The organism is Ruegeria sp. CJ9 (assembly GCF_056536625.1).
In genome coordinates, this window is the sequence record NZ_JBQFPY010000009.1 from 55,854 (window position 1) to 73,492 (window position 17,639).

The window sequence follows — 17,639 nt, forward strand, 5'->3', positions numbered from 1 at the left end:
GGTGAAGTCGACTGACGGGCTGAATTACCCTCGCATCCGCTCGAATCCCGGATCGTAGGGTGACGGCGGTATGACCGTAGCGCGCACGCGATGACCGCAGGAATCCAGCTCCATTTCAGCCCCGATATCGGACAGTTCGGGATTGACAAACCCATGTGCCAGATTGAGCCCGGTGCGGTGCCCCCAATCGCCCGAGGTAATTGTGCCCACAACACGCTCACCTTGCATCAATGACGCGCCGGGATGCGCAGGCTGTTGTGTTGCGTGGACCTGCAGAGCAACCAGTTTTTTGCGCGCGCCCTCTGCCTGCCGTTTCAGTAATGCGTCGCGCCCGATAAATTCACCCTTGTTCAGCTTCACAAAGCGATCCAGCCCCGTCTCAAACGGATCAAATTCGGTGATCAGATCGGCCTTCCAATGTAGAAAGCTCTTCTCCATGCGCATGGATTCCACTGCCCGCGCGCCGAACAGTTTCAACCCGTACGCGCCCCCAGCCTGACGCAAGGCCAGATAGGCTGCATAAAGCGAGGCGTTGGGCACATGTATTTCATAAGCTAGCTCGCCCGAGAAACTGATACCCATAACCATCGCCGGGGCGATTCCGACAAAACATTCCCGCACGCTGAGCCACGGAAACGCCGAAGCGGACCAATCGCCACGTGCGCAGGCAGACAGTACATCGCGGGCTTTCGGGCCAGCTAGCACCAGAATGGTCTGATCGCTGGTCAGGCTGCGCAGCTGAACGTCCTCGCTAGCCCGAACATGCTGGGCCAGCCAATCCATGTCGTGAAATTCACTGGCGGCGGCCGAGCCATACCACAGACGGGCGGACCCCCGATCGCTGGCCGGCAGGTTGGCAACGGTCGCCTCGGCCTTGACCATGCCGTGATGGTTCAACAAATACCCCAGCCCCACCCGGCCCTCGCGCCGGGTGACGGTGCCGCAGAACATCCGGTCCAGAAAGGCGTGCCGATCCGCACCCGTGATTTCGATCCGGTTGAAACCATTCACCTCGGCCAGCCCGACGCCGGTTTGCACATTTGCCACCTCTGCCGCGACCAGATCAAAGGTTTCGTCAAAATCGAAACTAAGCGTCGGAGAAAAGCTGGGGGAAGGCTTGATGTACTCCACCCTTTCCCACCCGTTGACCACGGTGAATTCCGCCCCTTCTGCCGCCAACACCGGCGTTAACGGCGTCGTCTTGGCCGGTCGTCCGGCAGGGCGGTGTTCATGGGGGAAGTGAAACCGGAATTCGTTCTGATAGTCTTCAATTGCTTTCAGCGCCGTGAGTTCCACATTCGCATGACCCGTGAATCGGCGCGGGTCCAGACACCAAGTGTCATAACAGGCCTCTCCATGCACGATCTGCTGGGCCAGCAGCCAACCGTGGCCGCCCCCTTCACCCAACCCCGCACGCAACCCGATGATACAGAACGCATTGCGTTTGCCGGGGATCGGCCCAACTAAAGGCGCGCCGTCAATGGTATAAGTGATCGGCCCGTTGACAATCGTATGAACCCCGACCTCCATCAGTGCGGGCATTCGGGCAAACGCGCCTTCGAGCACGTCAGTCACCCGGTCCAGATCATCCGGGCACAAGGCGTTGACGAAGTTTGGGTCGATCCCGTCCATCCCCCAGGTCTTGCAATCCTGCTCATAAAACCCCAGCAGCAGCCCGTTTTTTTCCTGTCGGCAGTAATAGTCGCTGATCGGGCAGCGCAGCAGAGGCATCCGGTGCCCCGCATCTCGGATGGCCGGGATTTCTTCGGTCAGGAAATACTGATGCTCCATCGACGCGACCGGATGGTGAACCCCCATCATCGCGCCAACCTCGTTAACCCTGTAGCCGCAGGCATTCACCACAACATCGCAGTCGATGTCGCCATGTTCGGTATGCACGGTCCAAGTGTCGTCGCTGTGTTGTGTCAAGGCCGTAACGGGGGTGTTGCGATACACCTCGGCCCCGGCTTTGCGCGCCCTGCGCGCCAGCGCCTGACACAGCTGGGCCGGGTCGATGTCTCCATCCATGGGATCCCACAGCCCGCCAATCAGGTTCTCGGTCGAGATCAAAGGGTGGCGGCGGGCGCATTCCTCGGCGTCGATCACTTCGAATTCCACATCCATCCCGCGTGCCATCGATGCGAAATGGCGATAGCCTTGCATCTGGGCCTGCGTGTTGGCGAGACGGATACCACCATCGCCATGATGATAGTTGATCGGATAATCCGGGTCCTCGGCCAGTTCCTTATACAACCGGATCGAATGAGATTTCAGACCGACCATTGTCTGGTTCATGCCGAAATTCGTAACCTGTGCCGCCGAATGCCATGTCGTGCCCGAGGTCAGCTCGTTCCGCTCGACCAAAACCACATCCGTCCACCCTTCTTGCGTCAGGTGGTACAGCGTCGAACATCCGGCGATCCCGCCGCCGATGACAACGACCTTGGTGCGCGACTTCATGGCTCTGCTCCCTCTTGTCCCCGACAAGTCTTGCGGAAAAAAGGGCTGAGCCGACAACAGAGGCATCGACTGTATTGAAAAATCGAAACTGCGATTGAGGATTTTGAAATTCGCAAATCCCCTTTGCCGTAGACTGGATTTGCCGATTAGGGTTTCCGAAAGACGCGCGGGAAAGGAAAGGGATGTCCTCGGAAGGTGCTAAACGAAGCGGTCGGCGGGCCCGGCATGCGCAGCGCGCGGCCAAGCCTGTGATCGATCCCTGTCCGCCCGGTCAAAAGGGCGGCGCGTTCAAGCCATTGACGCAGCCCGAGATCACACAAATCTACGACACCGCCCTGCGCCTGCTGGAAACATTGGGCATGGGCGAGGTGCCGGATCGGCTGGCCACAGATCTGCGGGCGGCTGGTGCGCAGCCGGGTGAACAGGGTCGGTTGGTGTTTCCACGAGAAATGGTAGAGCGCGTAATCCAGGGCGCCGCCAAGACATTCACCCTCCACGGTCGGGACGAAACCCGATCCATTCAGGTTGGCGGCGACCGCGTGTTCTTTGGCACCGGAGGAGCCGCCGTACAGACCCTGGACATGGATACCGGTCTGTACCGGCCTTCGACATTGGCTGATCTGCATGATTTCGCGCGGTTGCAGGACACGTTGGCCAATGTCAGCTGGTTCACTCGCTGTTGTGTGGCAACCGACCTGCCGGATGTACGTGATCTGGATGTCAACACGGTCTATGCGCTGGTGCGCAACACGACCAAACCAGTGGCAACTTCATTCACGCTGGCCGAGAATGTCGCCCCGATTGTCGAGATGCTGGATATCGTGGCCGGCGGGCCGGGTGAGTTCGCAAAACGCCCCTTTCTGAAGGCCCATATCAGCCCGGTAATATCTCCGCTGCGTTACGGCGAAGATGCTGTGGACGTGGTCTATGAATGTATCGCAAACAACATACCCATGTCCTGCATCACCGCAGCGCAAGCAGGTGCAACCGCCCCTGCAACACTCGCGGGGTTTCTGGCGCAATCGCTGGCCGAGACACTCGCCAGTTTGGTCATGGTCAACGCGATCCAGCCCGGCTTTCCGATGGTGTTTTCCAACTGGCCCTTCATCGTGGACCTGCGCACCGGCTCGTTTGCCGGGGGCAGCGGTGAAACCGCCATCCTGAACGCCGCTTCGGCGCAGATCACCAACTGGCTGGGTCTGCCCTCGGGTGTGGCGGCGTCGATGGCCGACGCAAAGGCCATCGACGCGCAATACGGCGCGGAAAAGGGGATGACATCGCTGGCTGCCGCACTGGCCGGGGGCAACCTGATCTATGAAAGCTCGGGCATGACTGCCTCGCTATTGGGTGTCAGTTTCGAGGCTTTTGTGTTGGATAACGAAATGCACTCGCACACCTACCGGGCGTTGCGTGGGATCGAAGTGACTGAGGAAAACCTGGGCTTCGACGCGATCTGCCATTCGGTTCTGGGAGACGGTCATTTTCTGGGCAGTTCGCATACGTACGCGGCGATGGAGCGGGATTACTTCTACCCGGACCTGGCCGATAGGAACGAGCCGCGCACGTGGCAGGAAGAAGGCGCACCAGACGCTTGGTCGGCGGCACGCGAAAAGGCCAAAGAGGTGTTGGCCAAGCATCATCCGAAGTATCTGACCGACGCTCAGGATGCCGAAATCCGCAAACGCTTTCGCATTCTGATCTGAACGCGCCAAACCATTTTCAATCGACAATTCTGCCGCTAGGCTCACCCGCAACCGACAGAGAATGGGGACCTCATGACCAATTCGTTTTTTCAGCCGGTCTCGGCGATGGAGCTTGCCCGGTTCGCCGGCATTCCCACCTTCATGCGGCTGCCCAGCATGACACTGGATCACGACCGCATTGCCGAGGTTGAACTGGGTCTTGTTGGCATTCCTTGGGATGGCGGCACCACCAACCGCCCAGGCGCGCGGCATGGTCCGCGTCAGCTGCGGGATTTTTCGACAATGATCCGCGCGATGAACCCGGTGACCGGGGTCGCGCCATTCTCAATGGTCAATTGCGCCGATCTCGGCGACGTCGCGCCGAACCCGGTGGATATCGGGGATACGCTGGAGCGGGTGACCGCGTTCTACTCGGATTTGCAGGATCGCGGCATCACCCCCCTGACCGCTGGAGGGGATCACCTGACCACCCTGCCCGTCCTGCGCGCGATGGCCAAATCCGGCCCGCTTGGCCTGATCCAGTTCGACAGCCATACCGACCTGTTCGACACCTATTTCGGTGGTCATAAGTTCACCCACGGCACCCCGTTCCGCCGCGCGGTCGAAGAAGGACTGGTCGACCCGAAACGTTTTGTTCAGGTCGGCATTCGCGGTACCGCCTATAACACGGAAGACATCGAATGGGGCGAGGCGCAGGGCATCCGCATCATCCGCATCGAGGAACTGTTCGATCGCGGCATCGACGACGTCATGACCGAAGTGCGTAGTATTGTCGGAACGGCACCGACCTATTGCACCTATGACATCGACTTCGTCGACCCGACCTATGCGCCCGGCACCGGCACGCCCGAAATCGGCGGGCCGAACAGTTTTCAGGCGCAGCAGGTCATTCGCAAGATGGCTGGCGTCAATTTGGTCGGGGCCGATCTGGTCGAGGTCGCGCCGCCTTTCGATCCCGAGGGCGGCACAGCCTGGCTTGGTATTTCGCTGATGTTCGAACTGCTCTGCGTGCTGGCACAGGCAGTGGATGCGCGGCGGTCTTAGGCCGCGCTGACGTTCTCAGCGATCATCGAGATCATCTCGAACATCACCGCCGCTGCTGTCAGGGCGGTGATGTTGTTGGGGCTGTCCTTGGTGGGCATCATGCAGACGACGTCGCCGCCCACAATGTTCAACCCGCGCGCGGCGTGCAGAATGCCGACGGCTTCGTCTATGTCGAAGCCCTTCTCACCGGGCTCCAGATTGGACACCGCAGGCGCAACCGTCGGGTCGAGGCAATCTAGATCAAAGGTGATATAGACCGGACGATCACCCAGAACCTCTTTAGTCTGCGCCACCACATCTGCAAGCCCGCGCTGGCGGAATTCGCGCATGGTGACGATGTTATAGCCATAGTCGTATGAGGGTTGCAGCCAGTCCAGACTGCGCGGATGGCCACGAAGACCGATCTGCATGGATCGTGTCGGGTCGACCTGCCCCTGATCGGCCAGATAAGCCCCCCAATGCGCCGCAGATTTCTTGGCACCCAGAAAGTGATCGACCTTGGTGAACACATCCGTGTGGGCGTCCAGATGCAGAAAGCTAATCGGCTCACCGCCCGCCAGCTTGCCCCGGCCCAACGCTTGCACGATTCCGCCCGTTATGGAGTGATCGCCACCCACCGAAACAGGCCGCGCACCAGCTGCATCGATATCTTTGTAAAACTGCGTGATGCGCTCGATGCAGTCCTCGTTGTCATTGGCCCTGGGGAACGGCACGTCGCCCACATCGGCAATCCGCGCAGTGTTCCAGGGATCGATCCCAAACAGCGAATGAACACGGCGCTGCACGGCCGAGACATGGCGCAAGGCGCGCGGACCGAGATGCTGATCCCGCTCGGTCGTGCCATTGCCGGTGGAATGGGGCACGCCAGCCAGCGCGATATCCTGCCCTTCAGGCCCGACATTCGGGCAGCGGAACAGGGTGGGCACCCCCCACCAGTAAAGGTTTTCCATCATGGATTGTTCATAACGGTCTGTCATTGTTGTCCCCGGTAAAAGAAAAACGCCCCCGGCGGAAACCGGGGGCGAGTATGTTCAGAGTTTCTCGTCTTCTCGCCGGAAGGCCCCTTGCACGATCCGGTCCATGACCATGGCCAGGAACAGGATTGCAAAGCCGCCCAGCAGGCCCGGACCCTTGGCGGCGTATTGCAGCGCCTCAAGGATTTCCTTGCCCAAACCACCACCGCCGATCAGCGAGATGATCACCACCATCGACAGACACATCAGGATGGTCTGGTTCACCCCGGTCATGATGGACGGCAAGGCCAGCGGGATTTCCACATCTTTCAGCAACTGCCATTTGGACGCGCCAAAGGCGACGGCCGCTTCCTTGATGCTTTCCGGAACCCCGCGCATACCCAGCGCAGTCAGACGGATCACCGGTGGCATGCCAAAGATGATCGTGGCCAGAATGCCCGGCGGGTTACCCGTGCCAAAGAAGGCAATGATCGGGATCAGATAGACGAAGGCCGGAAGCGTCTGCATCAAGTCCAGCACAGGTTCCGCTGCGCGATAGGCGCGTTTGGACTTGCCAAACCAGATGCCCAGCGGGATGCCGAACACAACACACAGCAGAACCGCAGCCCCAACCAGGGCCACTGTCTCCATCGCCACATCCCAGTAGCCCAGCAAGGCGATATAGGCCAGCGAAGACGCGGTGAAGATCGCCACGCGCGGACCCGCCGCACGCCATGCGGTCACGCAGATGACCAGCATCACAACCGGCCACGGCGACCCGATCAACGCCACCGTCAACGCATCCAGAACCGAACGGACACCGGCGACAATCCCGTCAAAGACGTCTCCCCCAGCAGCGGCAGCAGCGTCAATCCTCGCCTCCATCCAACTGGCCAGGTTAGAAAACAGCGTTCCCTCGCCCGGGCCCAAAATGATCTCGGACACCTGTTCCTCGGGGAAGGCATCCAACAGGGGCAACGAAGCGTTCACCGTGAACTTATAGACGATCAATGGCGCAATCGCGGCCACCAGAATGGCACCCATCACTGTGTTGCGCGTGGAACGGCCGCTTTCCGTACTGGCCGGATCCGTCCGCCATTTCGAATACTGCTTTTCATAGACCCGATCCGCGTAAAACCCCTGCACCAGTTTGAACACCAGCAGCATCAGCAGGCCAGTGACCATAATACCCACAGCCTCGGACTGTGCAGCAGCAGCCTTTTCAAAGCTGGAATCGGCGGCCTTTTGGATGTTTTCAGCCAGTTTGGTGAATCGGTCTATGTCGGCCTTTTCCGTGGCTTCCCCAGCCCGTTCCAGCAACTCGTTCGCGCGGGCCTGCTGGCGCTCGGCACGCTCGGCCAAGTCGGCCCCGGGGTTACCCCAGGCACCTCTACCGATCTGAACCCACGCGATGATTTCCAGGATCAGGAAGGTCCAGAACATGCCCCAGATTGCGCGCGACGCCGACCAGAAAGGCCCAAGCACCGCTGCCCACAGGTTGAACGTGTTCGGAACCGGGCTGGTTGCGTCATGGATTTTGTGGAACGCGTTGACATAGTAATCACCGCTCGGCCCGACGAAATCGTGAATGGACTGGTCCAGCGCCTCGCGGTCGACCTCGATATCTGAGGCGGCCGTTACTTTGACCTCTGTGGTTGCATCAGTCATTTTTGCCCCCCTGAATTCCGCGCAGCAGGCGCGGTTTGGTCACAACGCCCACATCGGCACCCGCGTCAGTGATGATCACTGGCATATCCGTATTGACGGCCAGGTCGATCAACTGATCCAGATCCGCCCCTTCGTCTGCACGTGGCGCGCCCTCGGTCGGGCCGGAATAGCTTTCCATGGGTTCCATGATCGAATGCGCCTTGACCAGTTTGAGCTTGGAGATGCCCTGTACAAACTCGCGCACATAGTCGTCCGCCGGGTTCATGACGATGTCTTCCGGCGTGCCGATCTGAACGATCACGCCGTCTTTCATGATCGCAATCCGGTGACCGATGCGAATGGCCTCATCCAGATCGTGAGTGATAAACAATGTCGTCTTCTGCAACTGCGCCACCAACGCCTTGAACTGATCCTGCAATTGCAAGCGGATCAGCGGGTCAAGGGCCGAAAACGGTTCGTCCATCAGCAGAATTTCCGGGTCCGAAGCCAACGCGCGGGCAATCCCCACCCGCTGCTGCATACCGCCCGACAGTTCTTTGGGCAGGCGATCCTCATATCCAGTCAGGTCCACCAGACCCAGCGCGTGATCGGAAACCGCCCAGCGTTTCGATTTGGAAACCTTTCGAATTTCCAGCGGATAGGCCACGTTATCGCGCACCGAACGGTGCGGCATCAGCGCCATATGTTGGAACACCATCCCGATCTGCTGTGCCCGAATGCGCCGCAGTTCATTTTCGGAAATCTTGGACACGTCGTGCCCCAGAATTTCGATCTTGCCTGCGGTCGGCTCGATCAGGCGGTTCACGTGCCGCACCAGCGTCGACTTGCCCGAGCCCGATAGGCCCATGATGCAGAAAATCTCTCCCCGAGGCACTTCGAAGGTGGCACCCTGCACACCCACGACACAATTAAATCTTTCCAGAACTTCGGGCTTTCCTATGCCCTCGTTCCGCACTGCGGTCATGGCTTCTTCGGCCCGTGCGCCAAAGATCTTCCAGACATCCGTCAGTTTTACGACTGTTTCTGTCATTTTTGTCCCTTCGATGCAGAACAGGCCGCCGGTCAACTCCGGCGGCCTGTCCGAGTTTCAGCCCTGATTGGCGTCACTCACTGTGACATCCAGTCCAAAACGGCATCTTCGTTGGCTGCCACCCACTCTTCCGCATAGGCAGCAGGCTCTTTGCCTTCGATCACCAGCGCATAGGTCATGGCGGAAACCGAATCGGTATCCAGCTTCATGTTGGCCAGCAATTGGGCAACTTCGGGATATTCATCCTCAAGCGCCTTTGCATAGTGCAGGTGCAGATAGGCCAGATCCCAGGCTACACCGGCCTCGGACTTTTCAAGCCAATCCGGATCGTCGGTGGGCTGAAGCACATTCCACTTGGACGCGTCATAGGCCGGCTCTTCCAGAATCTGCATATCGTGCAGGGCAAACACGTAGTGCGGCGTGTAGCAGAACCCGACCCATGGGTCGCCTGCCTTGATCGCATTGTCGAGGTTCGCATAGGCGACGGTCTCGTCAATCTCGGTCAGCTCCATAACCTGATCGTAGCCGTAGGACTTGGCCCGGATTTTTTCGACATTGGTCGAGGCCCAACCCGGCGCACCGATCCATACTTCACCCTGGCCGTCACCATTGCTGTCGAACAGCGCGGCAATGTCGGGGTTGGTCAGATCGTCGATCGAACGGATGTCGTTGGCATCCGCTGTCGCCTTGTCGACACACATGCCCTGGAACGCTTCAACACCATTGGGGTTGAACGCAACGGTGCCTTTGTCGGTCACATAGGTGTCGTGCAGGTTCTGCTGGTTCGGCATCCAAACTTCGGGGTGAACATGCATCGCGCCCGAATCCATCGCCTCAAAAACGATTGGGTTGGTACCGTTCTGCAGTTCGACCTCAAGCCCGAGGTTCTGTTCAATCGCTACCTTCAGGATATGCGCTGTCGCATTCACCGATGGCCAGTTCGGCACACCGATCACGATGTCCGCGGCCATAGCAGGCCCGGCGATCGCCATTGATGCGCCTCCCAGTAGCGTTGCAAATTTTTTCATCTGATATCTCCATGTTGGTCGTCTTTAGTGCTTATTGTTGTCCCCGGTCTGACCGAGACGCACCTTTCGAACAAATGCCGGAAAGCCGAATTACCTGTCTTCTTAGGTAAACAACTTGCTACTCCGGGATTGCCCGAAAATTCAAACATGCCAGCACGCCGCCCATCAAGAGCTTCGCGCGACAAATTCCTTAATACGACATTATCGTAGGTTAGTTTCGCTTTTTTGCAAATCGAATGGCTGTGACGTCTGAATTTTTTGCATGAAGGCTTCTGGCATAACTTTGTCCATTTTGTTTAGAAAGATAACAACCGTGATGATAACCATGAAACGGTTGCGGGTTGGACCTACCCCAACCGGAAGATCAATTGTCATGGCCGCCAGAATAGCCAACCCTTCAGGGTCGCTCAGCAATACTGCTTGGTCCTGGCAGTGCATCAACGGGCACTTTCAAATCTTTTCGAATAGAGCTGTCGCCTCTTTGTGGGTGGTCGATGGATGTCACCGGCGCATATTTTAGAGCAAACGGTTATTCTTCAGGAGCATACATGAACGCCAAGTATTTCGCGCCGCACGGGGGCCATCCCGCGCAGGACCAACTGTTGACTGACCGCGCTGTTTTTACGGACGCTTATGCCGTCATTCCCAAAGGCACAATGCGGGACATCGTGACCAGCTTTTTGCCGTTTTGGGACGACACGCGCTTGTGGGTAATCTCGCGCCCGCTGAGCGGCTTTGCCGAAACATTCTCGCAATACATAATGGAGGTGCAGCCGGGCGGGGGTTCTGACCGGCCTGAGGTCGACCCCGAGGCCGAAGGCGTTTTGTTCGTTGTCGAAGGAACAGCGACGTTGAACGTCGAAGGCGAAACCTACGAATTGACCCATGGTGGCTATGCCTATTTGCCTTGTGCAAGTGAATGGACGCTGCACAACCACGCTGAAGAAACGCTGCGGTTCCACTGGATCAGAAAAGCCTATGAGGCGGTCGAAGGGCTGGACAAGCCCGATGTTCTGATCCTCAACGAAAACGATATTGAGCCGACAACCATGCCCGGCACAGACGGCAAATGGGCCACAACACGGTTTGTCGACCCAAGTGACCTGCGTCACGACATGCATGTCACGATTGTCACGTTTGAGCCGGGTGCAGTCATCCCATTCCTCGAGACGCATGTAATGGAGCACGGGCTCTATGTCCTCGAAGGAAAAGCTGTTTACCGGTTGAACAATGACTGGGTCGAGGTTGAGGCCGGCGATTACATGTGGTTGCGCGCGTTTTGCCCCCAGGCCTGTTACGCAGGTGGTCCGGGCAAGTTCCGGTATCTTCTTTACAAGGATGTAAATCGACACATGGCACTGAGACCGGGATCGGTTGCCTACCCTCAGCAAAAGCGCCTCAGTACGGCGGCTAAATAGCAACTATATAGCCAGGAACATACGATGGGCCGCCTCGATTTCGGGGCGGCTTGGTCGTTCAGCCTCTGGTTCCTCAAATCTGATCCTGACAGTAGGATTTAGGAACAAACAAAAGCGGCGTACCTCGGCACGCCGCTTTTTTTACTGTGTCATGTGGAATGCCAATTCAGGCATCATTAGACGTGATCGTCATGTCCAATCGACCCCTGACCGTGACCCGCCATACCACCTGAAACCTCTTCGGTTGCCTCGTCCGAAAGTTCCTCGGGCAGAACCAGGTTCAAAACAATCGCGATGACGGCGGCGGGAAGGATGCCCGAGGTGGCCAGAACCTTTAATGTGCCGGGCAGATACTGCAAAGCACCGGGCTCAAGCTGCAATCCAAGGCCAAGGCTCAGCGCAATCGCAAAGATCACCATGTTGCGACGGTTCCAGTTCACGTCCGACAACATCGAGACACCCGCCGCGACCACCATGCCGAACATAACGATTACGCCACCCCCAAGCACTTCGATCGGGATGGATGAGATAATCGCACCAATTTTCGGGATCAGACCACAAATGATCAAGAAAAGCGCACCGATGGTGACAACCATGCGGCTCATGACACCGGTCATGGCAATCAGACCGACGTTCTGGCTGAACGATGTATTCGGCAACGCGCCAAAAAGGCCCGAGATTGCGGTGCCGACACCATCGGCATAGGTCGCGCCCTGAATTTCCTTGTCGGTCGCTTCTCGTCCAGCGCCGCCCTTGGTGATACCGGACACGTCGCCCACCGTTTCGACCGCTGATACAAAGGACATCGCGCAGAAGCCAATGATCGCCGCGACCGAAAATTCAATGCCGAAATGCAGCGGGTTCGGCAGTGCGAAGGAAGCGGCGTTGCCAACATTGCCCAGATTCACCTGACCAAGTGCAAATGCCACCGCGTACCCGACCAACAGGCCGATCAGCACCGCCGACACAGACAACATACCCCGCGCAAAGAACTTCAGACCAAGCGTGACCACGATCACGGTGCTGGCCATAAACCAGTTCAGGCCCGATCCGTATTCCTCGGTACCAATGGCGGGCACACCGCCAGCGGCGTATTGAACGCCGACCTTCACAAGCGCCAAACCAATCATGGTCACCACAAGACCTGTCACCAGTGGCGGCAGCGCAAATCGAAGACGTCCGATGAACAGCCCCAAGAACGCATGGAACAGCCCACCAACAACAACGCCGCCCATCAGGACAGCAATGGCATCAACGCCCTTTCCAACCACCAGCGGGATCATGATCGGGATGAAGGCGAACGATGTCCCCTGCACGATGGGCAAACGGGCTCCGACAGGACCCACACCAATGGACTGGAACAACGTGGCGACGCCCGCAAAGAACATCGACATCTGGATCATGTAGATCATCTGCGGAAAATCAGGACTGTTCGAGCCGAACCCAAATCCGGCCGCGCCACAAACGATAATGGCTGGCGTAACGTTCGAGACGAACATCGCCAGCACGTGCTGAATGCCCAGTGGGACCGCTTTGATAAGTGGTGGTGAGTAATTCGGATCGCGGAGCTGCTCCGGCGTTCCGATGGTTGCATCTGACATTTTGTCTTTCCTCCCTTGAGAGACGTTAACCGGCTCCTCTTACGGCTAGGTTTCTCATTCTGTGATTGTGAAGGGCTCCTCGAACCAATGCTCCTCAAGGTTGGGCCCGGTTCCAATTCGGTCGACCACTGCAAAAAGCCCGGGCGCGTGAAGAGGGGTCAAAACCCCATGCCACGTGTTGCGGTGGTAATTCACGCCCTGCCCCGGTGCTGTTTTGAATGCGATAGGCTGTCCGGGGACTCCATCTTCGTCGGGCGCCACGACCACAACAAAGGGTTTGTCCGACAAGGGCAGAAAGGCCTGACTTCCATCCGGGTGACGTTCGACCATGTCCAGTTTGATCGGCAGGCTGAACGCCTCGGATTGAAACACGCTGATCCCGGCGCGCCCGTCGTTGAAATCCAGTGCGGCGCGGTCATGATACCGCGCGCACTTGCCCTGATTGATGTATTTGTCCACATCACCAGCCACTTCGATGACATCGCCGAATGGCGCAAAGGCCTCGGACGTCAGGGGCAGAAGATTTAGGACAGCCGTCATCCCGCGAACTTCTCGATCAGGCGCAGTTCCGCGATCCGTTCGACCTGGCGGCAGGCTTCGGCAAATTCGGTGTCGCGGTCGCTGTCGATACGGCGGTTGAAGGCGTCTAGAATGCTGGCTTTCGTGTTGTCCTTGACCGCAATGATGAAGGGAAAGCCGAACTTGGTTGTGTATGCCTCGTTCAGCGCTGTGAAATTCGCGCGTTCTTCGTCCGTCAGCATATCCAGACCGGCCCCGGCCTGTTCAGCCGTGCTTTCCTTGGTCAGACGACCTGCCGCGGCAAGCTTGCCCGCCAGATCCGGGTGGGCAGTCAGAACACCCAGACGTTTTTCGGCAGAGGCCGTACGGAACACCCGCGCCAGCGCGTTGTGAACTCCGGCAGCATTGTCATGGGTCGGCCCAAGCTCCAGATCATACGCGCCTTCGGCAATCCACGGGCTGTGTTCGAATATGCCGCCGAATTCGGCAACAAAGGTGGGCTGGTCCATTTCGGACGGGGTGAGGCGTTGCATCGGGGGGTGTTCCTTTGCCCAGTGATCGGCAATCTGTTCGCGCGTCGCGAACCAGACACCGTCATGTTTCATGAAATGCTCCAACGCGCGTTTCAGCGCCATGGCGCGGCCCGGCCGGCCAATCAACCGACAATGCAGACCAATTGAGAGCATTTTGGGCGCACCGGCTTCGCCTTCGGCATACAGCATGTCGAAGCTGTCTTTCAGATAACTTTCGAACTGGTCGCCAGTGGTGAACCCCGCCTGAATCGCAAAGCGCATGTCGTTGCAGTCCAGCGTATAGGGCATGATCAACTGATCTTTGCCACCGGCCTTTGTCCAATAGGGCAAATCGTCGGCATAGCTGTCTGCGATATAGGCAAAGTCGCCTTCCTCGGCAGCCAGATCGACTGTATTCATCGAACAGCGGCCCGTGTACCAACCGCGCGGCCGTTGGCCCGTGACCTCGGTATGCAGACGGATCGCTTCGCGGATTTGCGCGCGTTCTTCGTCTGGGCTCATGTCTTTGTGTTCGATCCACTTCAGGCCATGGCTGGCGATCTCCCACCCTGCGTGTTTCATCGCTGCAAGCTGCGCCGGCGCACGGGCCAACGCGGTGGCAACGCCATAAACGGTTATAGGAGTGTCCTGCAAAAGCTGGTGAACGCGCCAGAATCCGGCACGGCTGCCGTATTCATAGATCGTCTCCATGTTCCAGTGTCTTTGGCCGGGCCAAGGGGCGGCACCGGTGACCTCGGACAAAAAAGCCTCGGACGCGGCATCACCATGTAAGATGTTGTTTTCACCGCCCTCTTCGTAGTTCAGCACAATCTGAACCGCGATTTTGGCATCATTGGGCCAATTGGCTGTTGGCACTTGCCCACCATAGCCGGTCATATCTCGTGGATAACGCGTCACATCAATTTCCTTCTTCTTGAAATGATGAATACCCCAGATAATCGACGATGTTTTTCAAAAAATACAACAAAGAGTTTCGGCCAGTCAGCCTTTGCCTCTTGAGGAGTATTCGGATTAGTAATTTCCAAGTTTTATAGAGAGGCGCAAATGTCAGGTTACCTAACTACACATGTTCTGGACACGGCGCGGGGGTGCCCTGCCGAGGGTCTGAAAATCGAACTTTTTCGAATTGAGGGGACTGGCCGTACATTGCTGAAAACCCTGGTCACCAATGACGACGGCCGCACGGATGAACAAATCCTGCCCGAAGCCGAGTTTTCATTGGGCGAATACGAACTGATCTTCTACGCCGGGGAATACCTGGACGCATCTGGCACTCCGCCCGAGGATCCACGTTTTCTGAACGTAATCCCAATCCGCTTCGGGATGTCCGAACAGTCGCATTACCATGTGCCGCTGCTTCTTTCGCCCTTCGGGTACTCAACCTATCGCGGCAGCTGAGCCGCCTTTTAGGGCGTGTTTGTCTCAGCAATCGTTGAACCAATACGCTCGATTATGAACTCCATGAACAGGCGTGTCTTGGGGTCCTGCATACGACGGTGGGTAAACAAACACGCCATTTGAATCGGTTCCGGTGGTGTTTTAACCGCAACCGGAACCAAGGTACCGGCGTTGAGGTACTTTGAAATCTCAAATACCGGCTTCAACGCGATGCCGTGCCCGGCCAGGGCCCAATCCGTCAACACGTCGCCATCGTCTGACTCGTACCGCCCTGAAACACGGAATCGCTTTGGTCCGGTTTCGGTTCTCAAAAGCCACTGGAATTCAGTTGCACCGGGAAACCGCAGGCTGAGGCATTCATGCCCGTTGGCGACAATATCGTCGCCACTTTCTGGCATCCCATGTTTCTTGATGTATTTCGGGGATGCACACAGAACCCGTTCCACGTCAGCAATCTTTCGAATGCGCAAATTGCTGTCTTCGGGCTGACCAAGGAAGAAAGCCAAATCCAGGCCTTCGGTCGTGATATCCACATTTCGATCAGTCAGCCGTAGCCGAACATTCACCTCAGGGTATTCAGCCAGAAATTTTGGCACCTGCGGCGCTATCAGACGCCGACCAACCCCCAAGGGGGCGGCGATATACAGCGATCCCTTGAGGTTCTCTGTGATATTGACGATTTGCGCTTCGGCGTTCTGGACGGCTTCAAGAATTTCCGTCGCCCCCCGATAAAACGATTTTCCCTGTTCTGTCGGCGTCAGGCTGCGCGTTGTACGTTGAAACAGACGTACACCAAGATGTTCTTCAAGCTGGGAAATCCTAGCCGAGGTTACAGCCGGTGAAACCCGCAAATCGCGGCCCGCAGCAGACATGCTGCCCAATTCATAGACACGGACAAAAGTGCGGATGTTATCGAAGTAGGACATTTTTTTGCATTTTTTGATACTGCTTGGTCTTTCGCAGCAATACCAGAACAAACCTCTATCGCATAGAGTGCACAGGAACTTTGAACTTTAGGAGCAATGCCATGTACGACTTGGCCGTAATGTGGGAGTGGATCGCCTTTTCTGTCCGCTGGCTGCATGTGATCACCGCGATGGCGTGGATTGGCGCGTCATTCTATTTTATCGCGCTGGACCTCATGCTTAAGCCAAACCCTGCCCTACCGGACGGGGCTTACGGCGAGGAATGGGAAGTACATGGCGGCGGGTTCTATCACACCGTCAAGTACCTTGTGGCGCCTGCCCGGATGCCCGAACATCTGACCTGGCACAAATGGCAGAGCTATACGACCTGGCTATCTGGAGCGGCCCTTCTGATGATCATCTACTGGGTCGGCGGTGAGCTGTTCCTGCTTGATCCAACCAAGGTGGATTTGGCGCTGTGGCAAGGCATCCTGATCTCTGGCGGTTCACTGACTATCGGATGGTTGCTGTACGATCAGATGTGCAAATCCAAGCTCAGCGACCACCCGACCGTGTTGATGCTGTTGCTATTCGTGATCCTGGTGATCATGTCTTGGGGTTATAACCAGATCTTCACTGGCCGCGCTGCGCTCTTGCACCTTGGTGCGTTCACGGCAACGATCATGACGGCCAACGTGTTTTTTCAGATCATGCCGAACCAGCGGATCGTGGTCGAAGACCTCAAGGCCGGTCGGACGCCCGACGCGAAATACGGCAAGATCGCCAAGGTGCGTTCGACGCACAACAACTATCTGACCTTGCCGGTCGTGTTCCTGATGTTGTCGAACCACTACCCTCTGGCTTTCGGAACCGAGTATTCGTGGATCATTGCCAGCCTGATCTTCCTGACAGGCGTGACCATCCGGCATTACTTCAACACCATGCACTCGACCGGGGAAGGCCCGCACTGGACCTGGGCTGTCACGGTCATTCTCATGGTCATAATCGCTTGGCTGTCTTCGGTCAGGCCAACAGAAACATGGGAAGACGCCGAAGCCCGCGAGCTGACGCCATATGAACAGAAATATGCGTCAGCCGCCGGTTTTGAGGCCGCGTATGACACGGTGCTGGGCAATTGCTCCATGTGTCATGCGCGCGAGCCGGTCTATGGCACAATGAAATGGGCACCCAAGAAGGTTTACCTTGAAACACCCGGTGACGTGGCCCGGCAGGCCGACCAGATTTATCTGCAGGCCGGGATCAGCCACGCGATGCCGCCACCATCGGCGGTTCAGATGGATGAAGAAGCACGCCAGACCATTGTTGCGTGGATCAACGAAGTCAGAGATCAATAGCACCAACAGAGAAATTGGTGACAG

At 57.5% G+C, this 17,639-nt stretch carries 15 protein-coding genes; 5 read left to right on the forward strand and 10 right to left on the reverse strand.

The features are described from left to right. Positions 1–24: 24 nt before the first annotated feature. The gene (locus tag ACR0AJ_RS17115) at positions 25–2,460 is read right to left on the reverse strand and encodes a GcvT family protein (RefSeq protein WP_480741434.1); all 2,436 of its coding nucleotides are present in this window, start codon (positions 2,458–2,460) and stop codon (positions 25–27) included. A gap of 182 nt (positions 2,461–2,642) precedes the next feature. Here ACR0AJ_RS17115 and ACR0AJ_RS17120 point away from each other — a divergent pair, with 182 nt between their 5' ends. Both ACR0AJ_RS17120 and ACR0AJ_RS17125 read left to right on the forward strand, forming a co-directional pair. Continuing rightward, positions 2,643–4,163, forward strand: a complete 1,521-nt coding sequence (locus ACR0AJ_RS17120; RefSeq protein ID WP_480648503.1) for a trimethylamine methyltransferase family protein — start codon at positions 2,643–2,645, stop codon at positions 4,161–4,163. Positions 4,164–4,235: 72 nt separating this feature from the next. Then, a complete protein-coding gene (locus ACR0AJ_RS17125; RefSeq protein WP_170350901.1) occupies positions 4,236–5,207 on the forward strand; it encodes an agmatinase in 972 nt (323 codons plus the stop codon). Here the strand turns inward: ACR0AJ_RS17125 and ACR0AJ_RS17130 are convergent. The 5 genes from ACR0AJ_RS17130 to ACR0AJ_RS17150 all read right to left on the reverse strand — a co-directional run bounded on the left by ACR0AJ_RS17130 (position 5,204) and on the right by ACR0AJ_RS17150 (position 10,324). Then, on the reverse strand, positions 5,204–6,184 hold the full coding sequence (locus ACR0AJ_RS17130; protein WP_170350900.1) for an arginase family protein: 981 nt from the start codon (positions 6,182–6,184) through the stop codon (positions 5,204–5,206). The genes ACR0AJ_RS17125 and ACR0AJ_RS17130 overlap by 4 nt on opposite strands. A 54-nt stretch (positions 6,185–6,238) precedes the next feature. Beyond that, a complete protein-coding gene (locus ACR0AJ_RS17135) occupies positions 6,239–7,828 on the reverse strand; it encodes an ABC transporter permease (RefSeq protein WP_170362101.1) in 1,590 nt (529 codons plus the stop codon). After that, on the reverse strand, positions 7,821–8,858 hold the full coding sequence (locus tag ACR0AJ_RS17140; protein WP_170350898.1) for a quaternary amine ABC transporter ATP-binding protein: 1,038 nt from the start codon (positions 8,856–8,858) through the stop codon (positions 7,821–7,823). The genes ACR0AJ_RS17135 and ACR0AJ_RS17140 overlap by 8 nt, the downstream gene beginning before the upstream one ends. 77 nt (positions 8,859–8,935) lie before the next feature. Then, positions 8,936–9,886: an ABC transporter substrate-binding protein gene (locus ACR0AJ_RS17145; RefSeq protein ID WP_170350897.1), complete on the reverse strand. Its 951-nt coding sequence runs from the start codon at positions 9,884–9,886 to the stop codon at positions 8,936–8,938. A 201-nt stretch (positions 9,887–10,087) separates the two neighbouring features. Next, positions 10,088–10,324, reverse strand: a complete 237-nt coding sequence (locus ACR0AJ_RS17150) for a hypothetical protein (RefSeq protein WP_425082068.1) — start codon at positions 10,322–10,324, stop codon at positions 10,088–10,090. 110 nt (positions 10,325–10,434) lie between these two features. Between ACR0AJ_RS17150 and ACR0AJ_RS17155 the strand changes: the two genes are divergently transcribed. Continuing rightward, positions 10,435–11,304 (forward strand): bifunctional allantoicase/(S)-ureidoglycine aminohydrolase, encoded by an 870-nt coding sequence (locus ACR0AJ_RS17155; RefSeq protein WP_480741436.1) that lies wholly within the window; start codon positions 10,435–10,437, stop codon positions 11,302–11,304. A gap of 176 nt (positions 11,305–11,480) precedes the next feature. On the opposite strand, the gene ACR0AJ_RS17160 is transcribed toward ACR0AJ_RS17155, so the two are convergent. Genes ACR0AJ_RS17160 through puuE form a run of 3 tightly spaced genes read right to left on the reverse strand, consistent with a single transcriptional unit; the run spans position 11,481 to position 14,854 of the window. Continuing rightward, the gene (locus tag ACR0AJ_RS17160) at positions 11,481–12,905 is read right to left on the reverse strand and encodes a uracil-xanthine permease family protein (protein ID WP_170350894.1); all 1,425 of its coding nucleotides are present in this window, start codon (positions 12,903–12,905) and stop codon (positions 11,481–11,483) included. A gap of 54 nt (positions 12,906–12,959) precedes the next feature. Then, a complete protein-coding gene (locus ACR0AJ_RS17165; RefSeq protein WP_480741437.1) occupies positions 12,960–13,445 on the reverse strand; it encodes an ureidoglycolate lyase in 486 nt (161 codons plus the stop codon). Beyond that, positions 13,442–14,854, reverse strand: a complete 1,413-nt coding sequence (puuE, locus tag ACR0AJ_RS17170; protein ID WP_480741439.1) for an allantoinase PuuE — start codon at positions 14,852–14,854, stop codon at positions 13,442–13,444. Before puuE ends, ACR0AJ_RS17165 begins: the two co-directional genes overlap by 4 nt. Positions 14,855–15,001: 147 nt before the next feature. Here puuE and uraH point away from each other — a divergent pair, with 147 nt between their 5' ends. Next, positions 15,002–15,355, forward strand: coding sequence for a hydroxyisourate hydrolase (gene uraH / locus ACR0AJ_RS17175; protein WP_170362092.1), 354 nt, complete (start codon positions 15,002–15,004; stop codon positions 15,353–15,355). A gap of 8 nt (positions 15,356–15,363) precedes the next feature. Here the strand turns inward: uraH and ACR0AJ_RS17180 are convergent, their stop codons facing one another. Beyond that, on the reverse strand, positions 15,364–16,281 hold the full coding sequence (locus ACR0AJ_RS17180; protein WP_170350890.1) for a LysR family transcriptional regulator: 918 nt from the start codon (positions 16,279–16,281) through the stop codon (positions 15,364–15,366). 101 nt (positions 16,282–16,382) lie between these two features. Between ACR0AJ_RS17180 and ACR0AJ_RS17185 the strand changes: the two genes are divergently transcribed. Then, positions 16,383–17,615 carry a urate hydroxylase PuuD gene (locus ACR0AJ_RS17185; RefSeq protein WP_170362091.1) on the forward strand — a complete coding sequence of 411 codons (1,233 nt, stop codon included), beginning with the start codon at positions 16,383–16,385 and terminating at the stop codon, positions 17,613–17,615. Positions 17,616–17,639 lie beyond the last annotated feature (24 nt).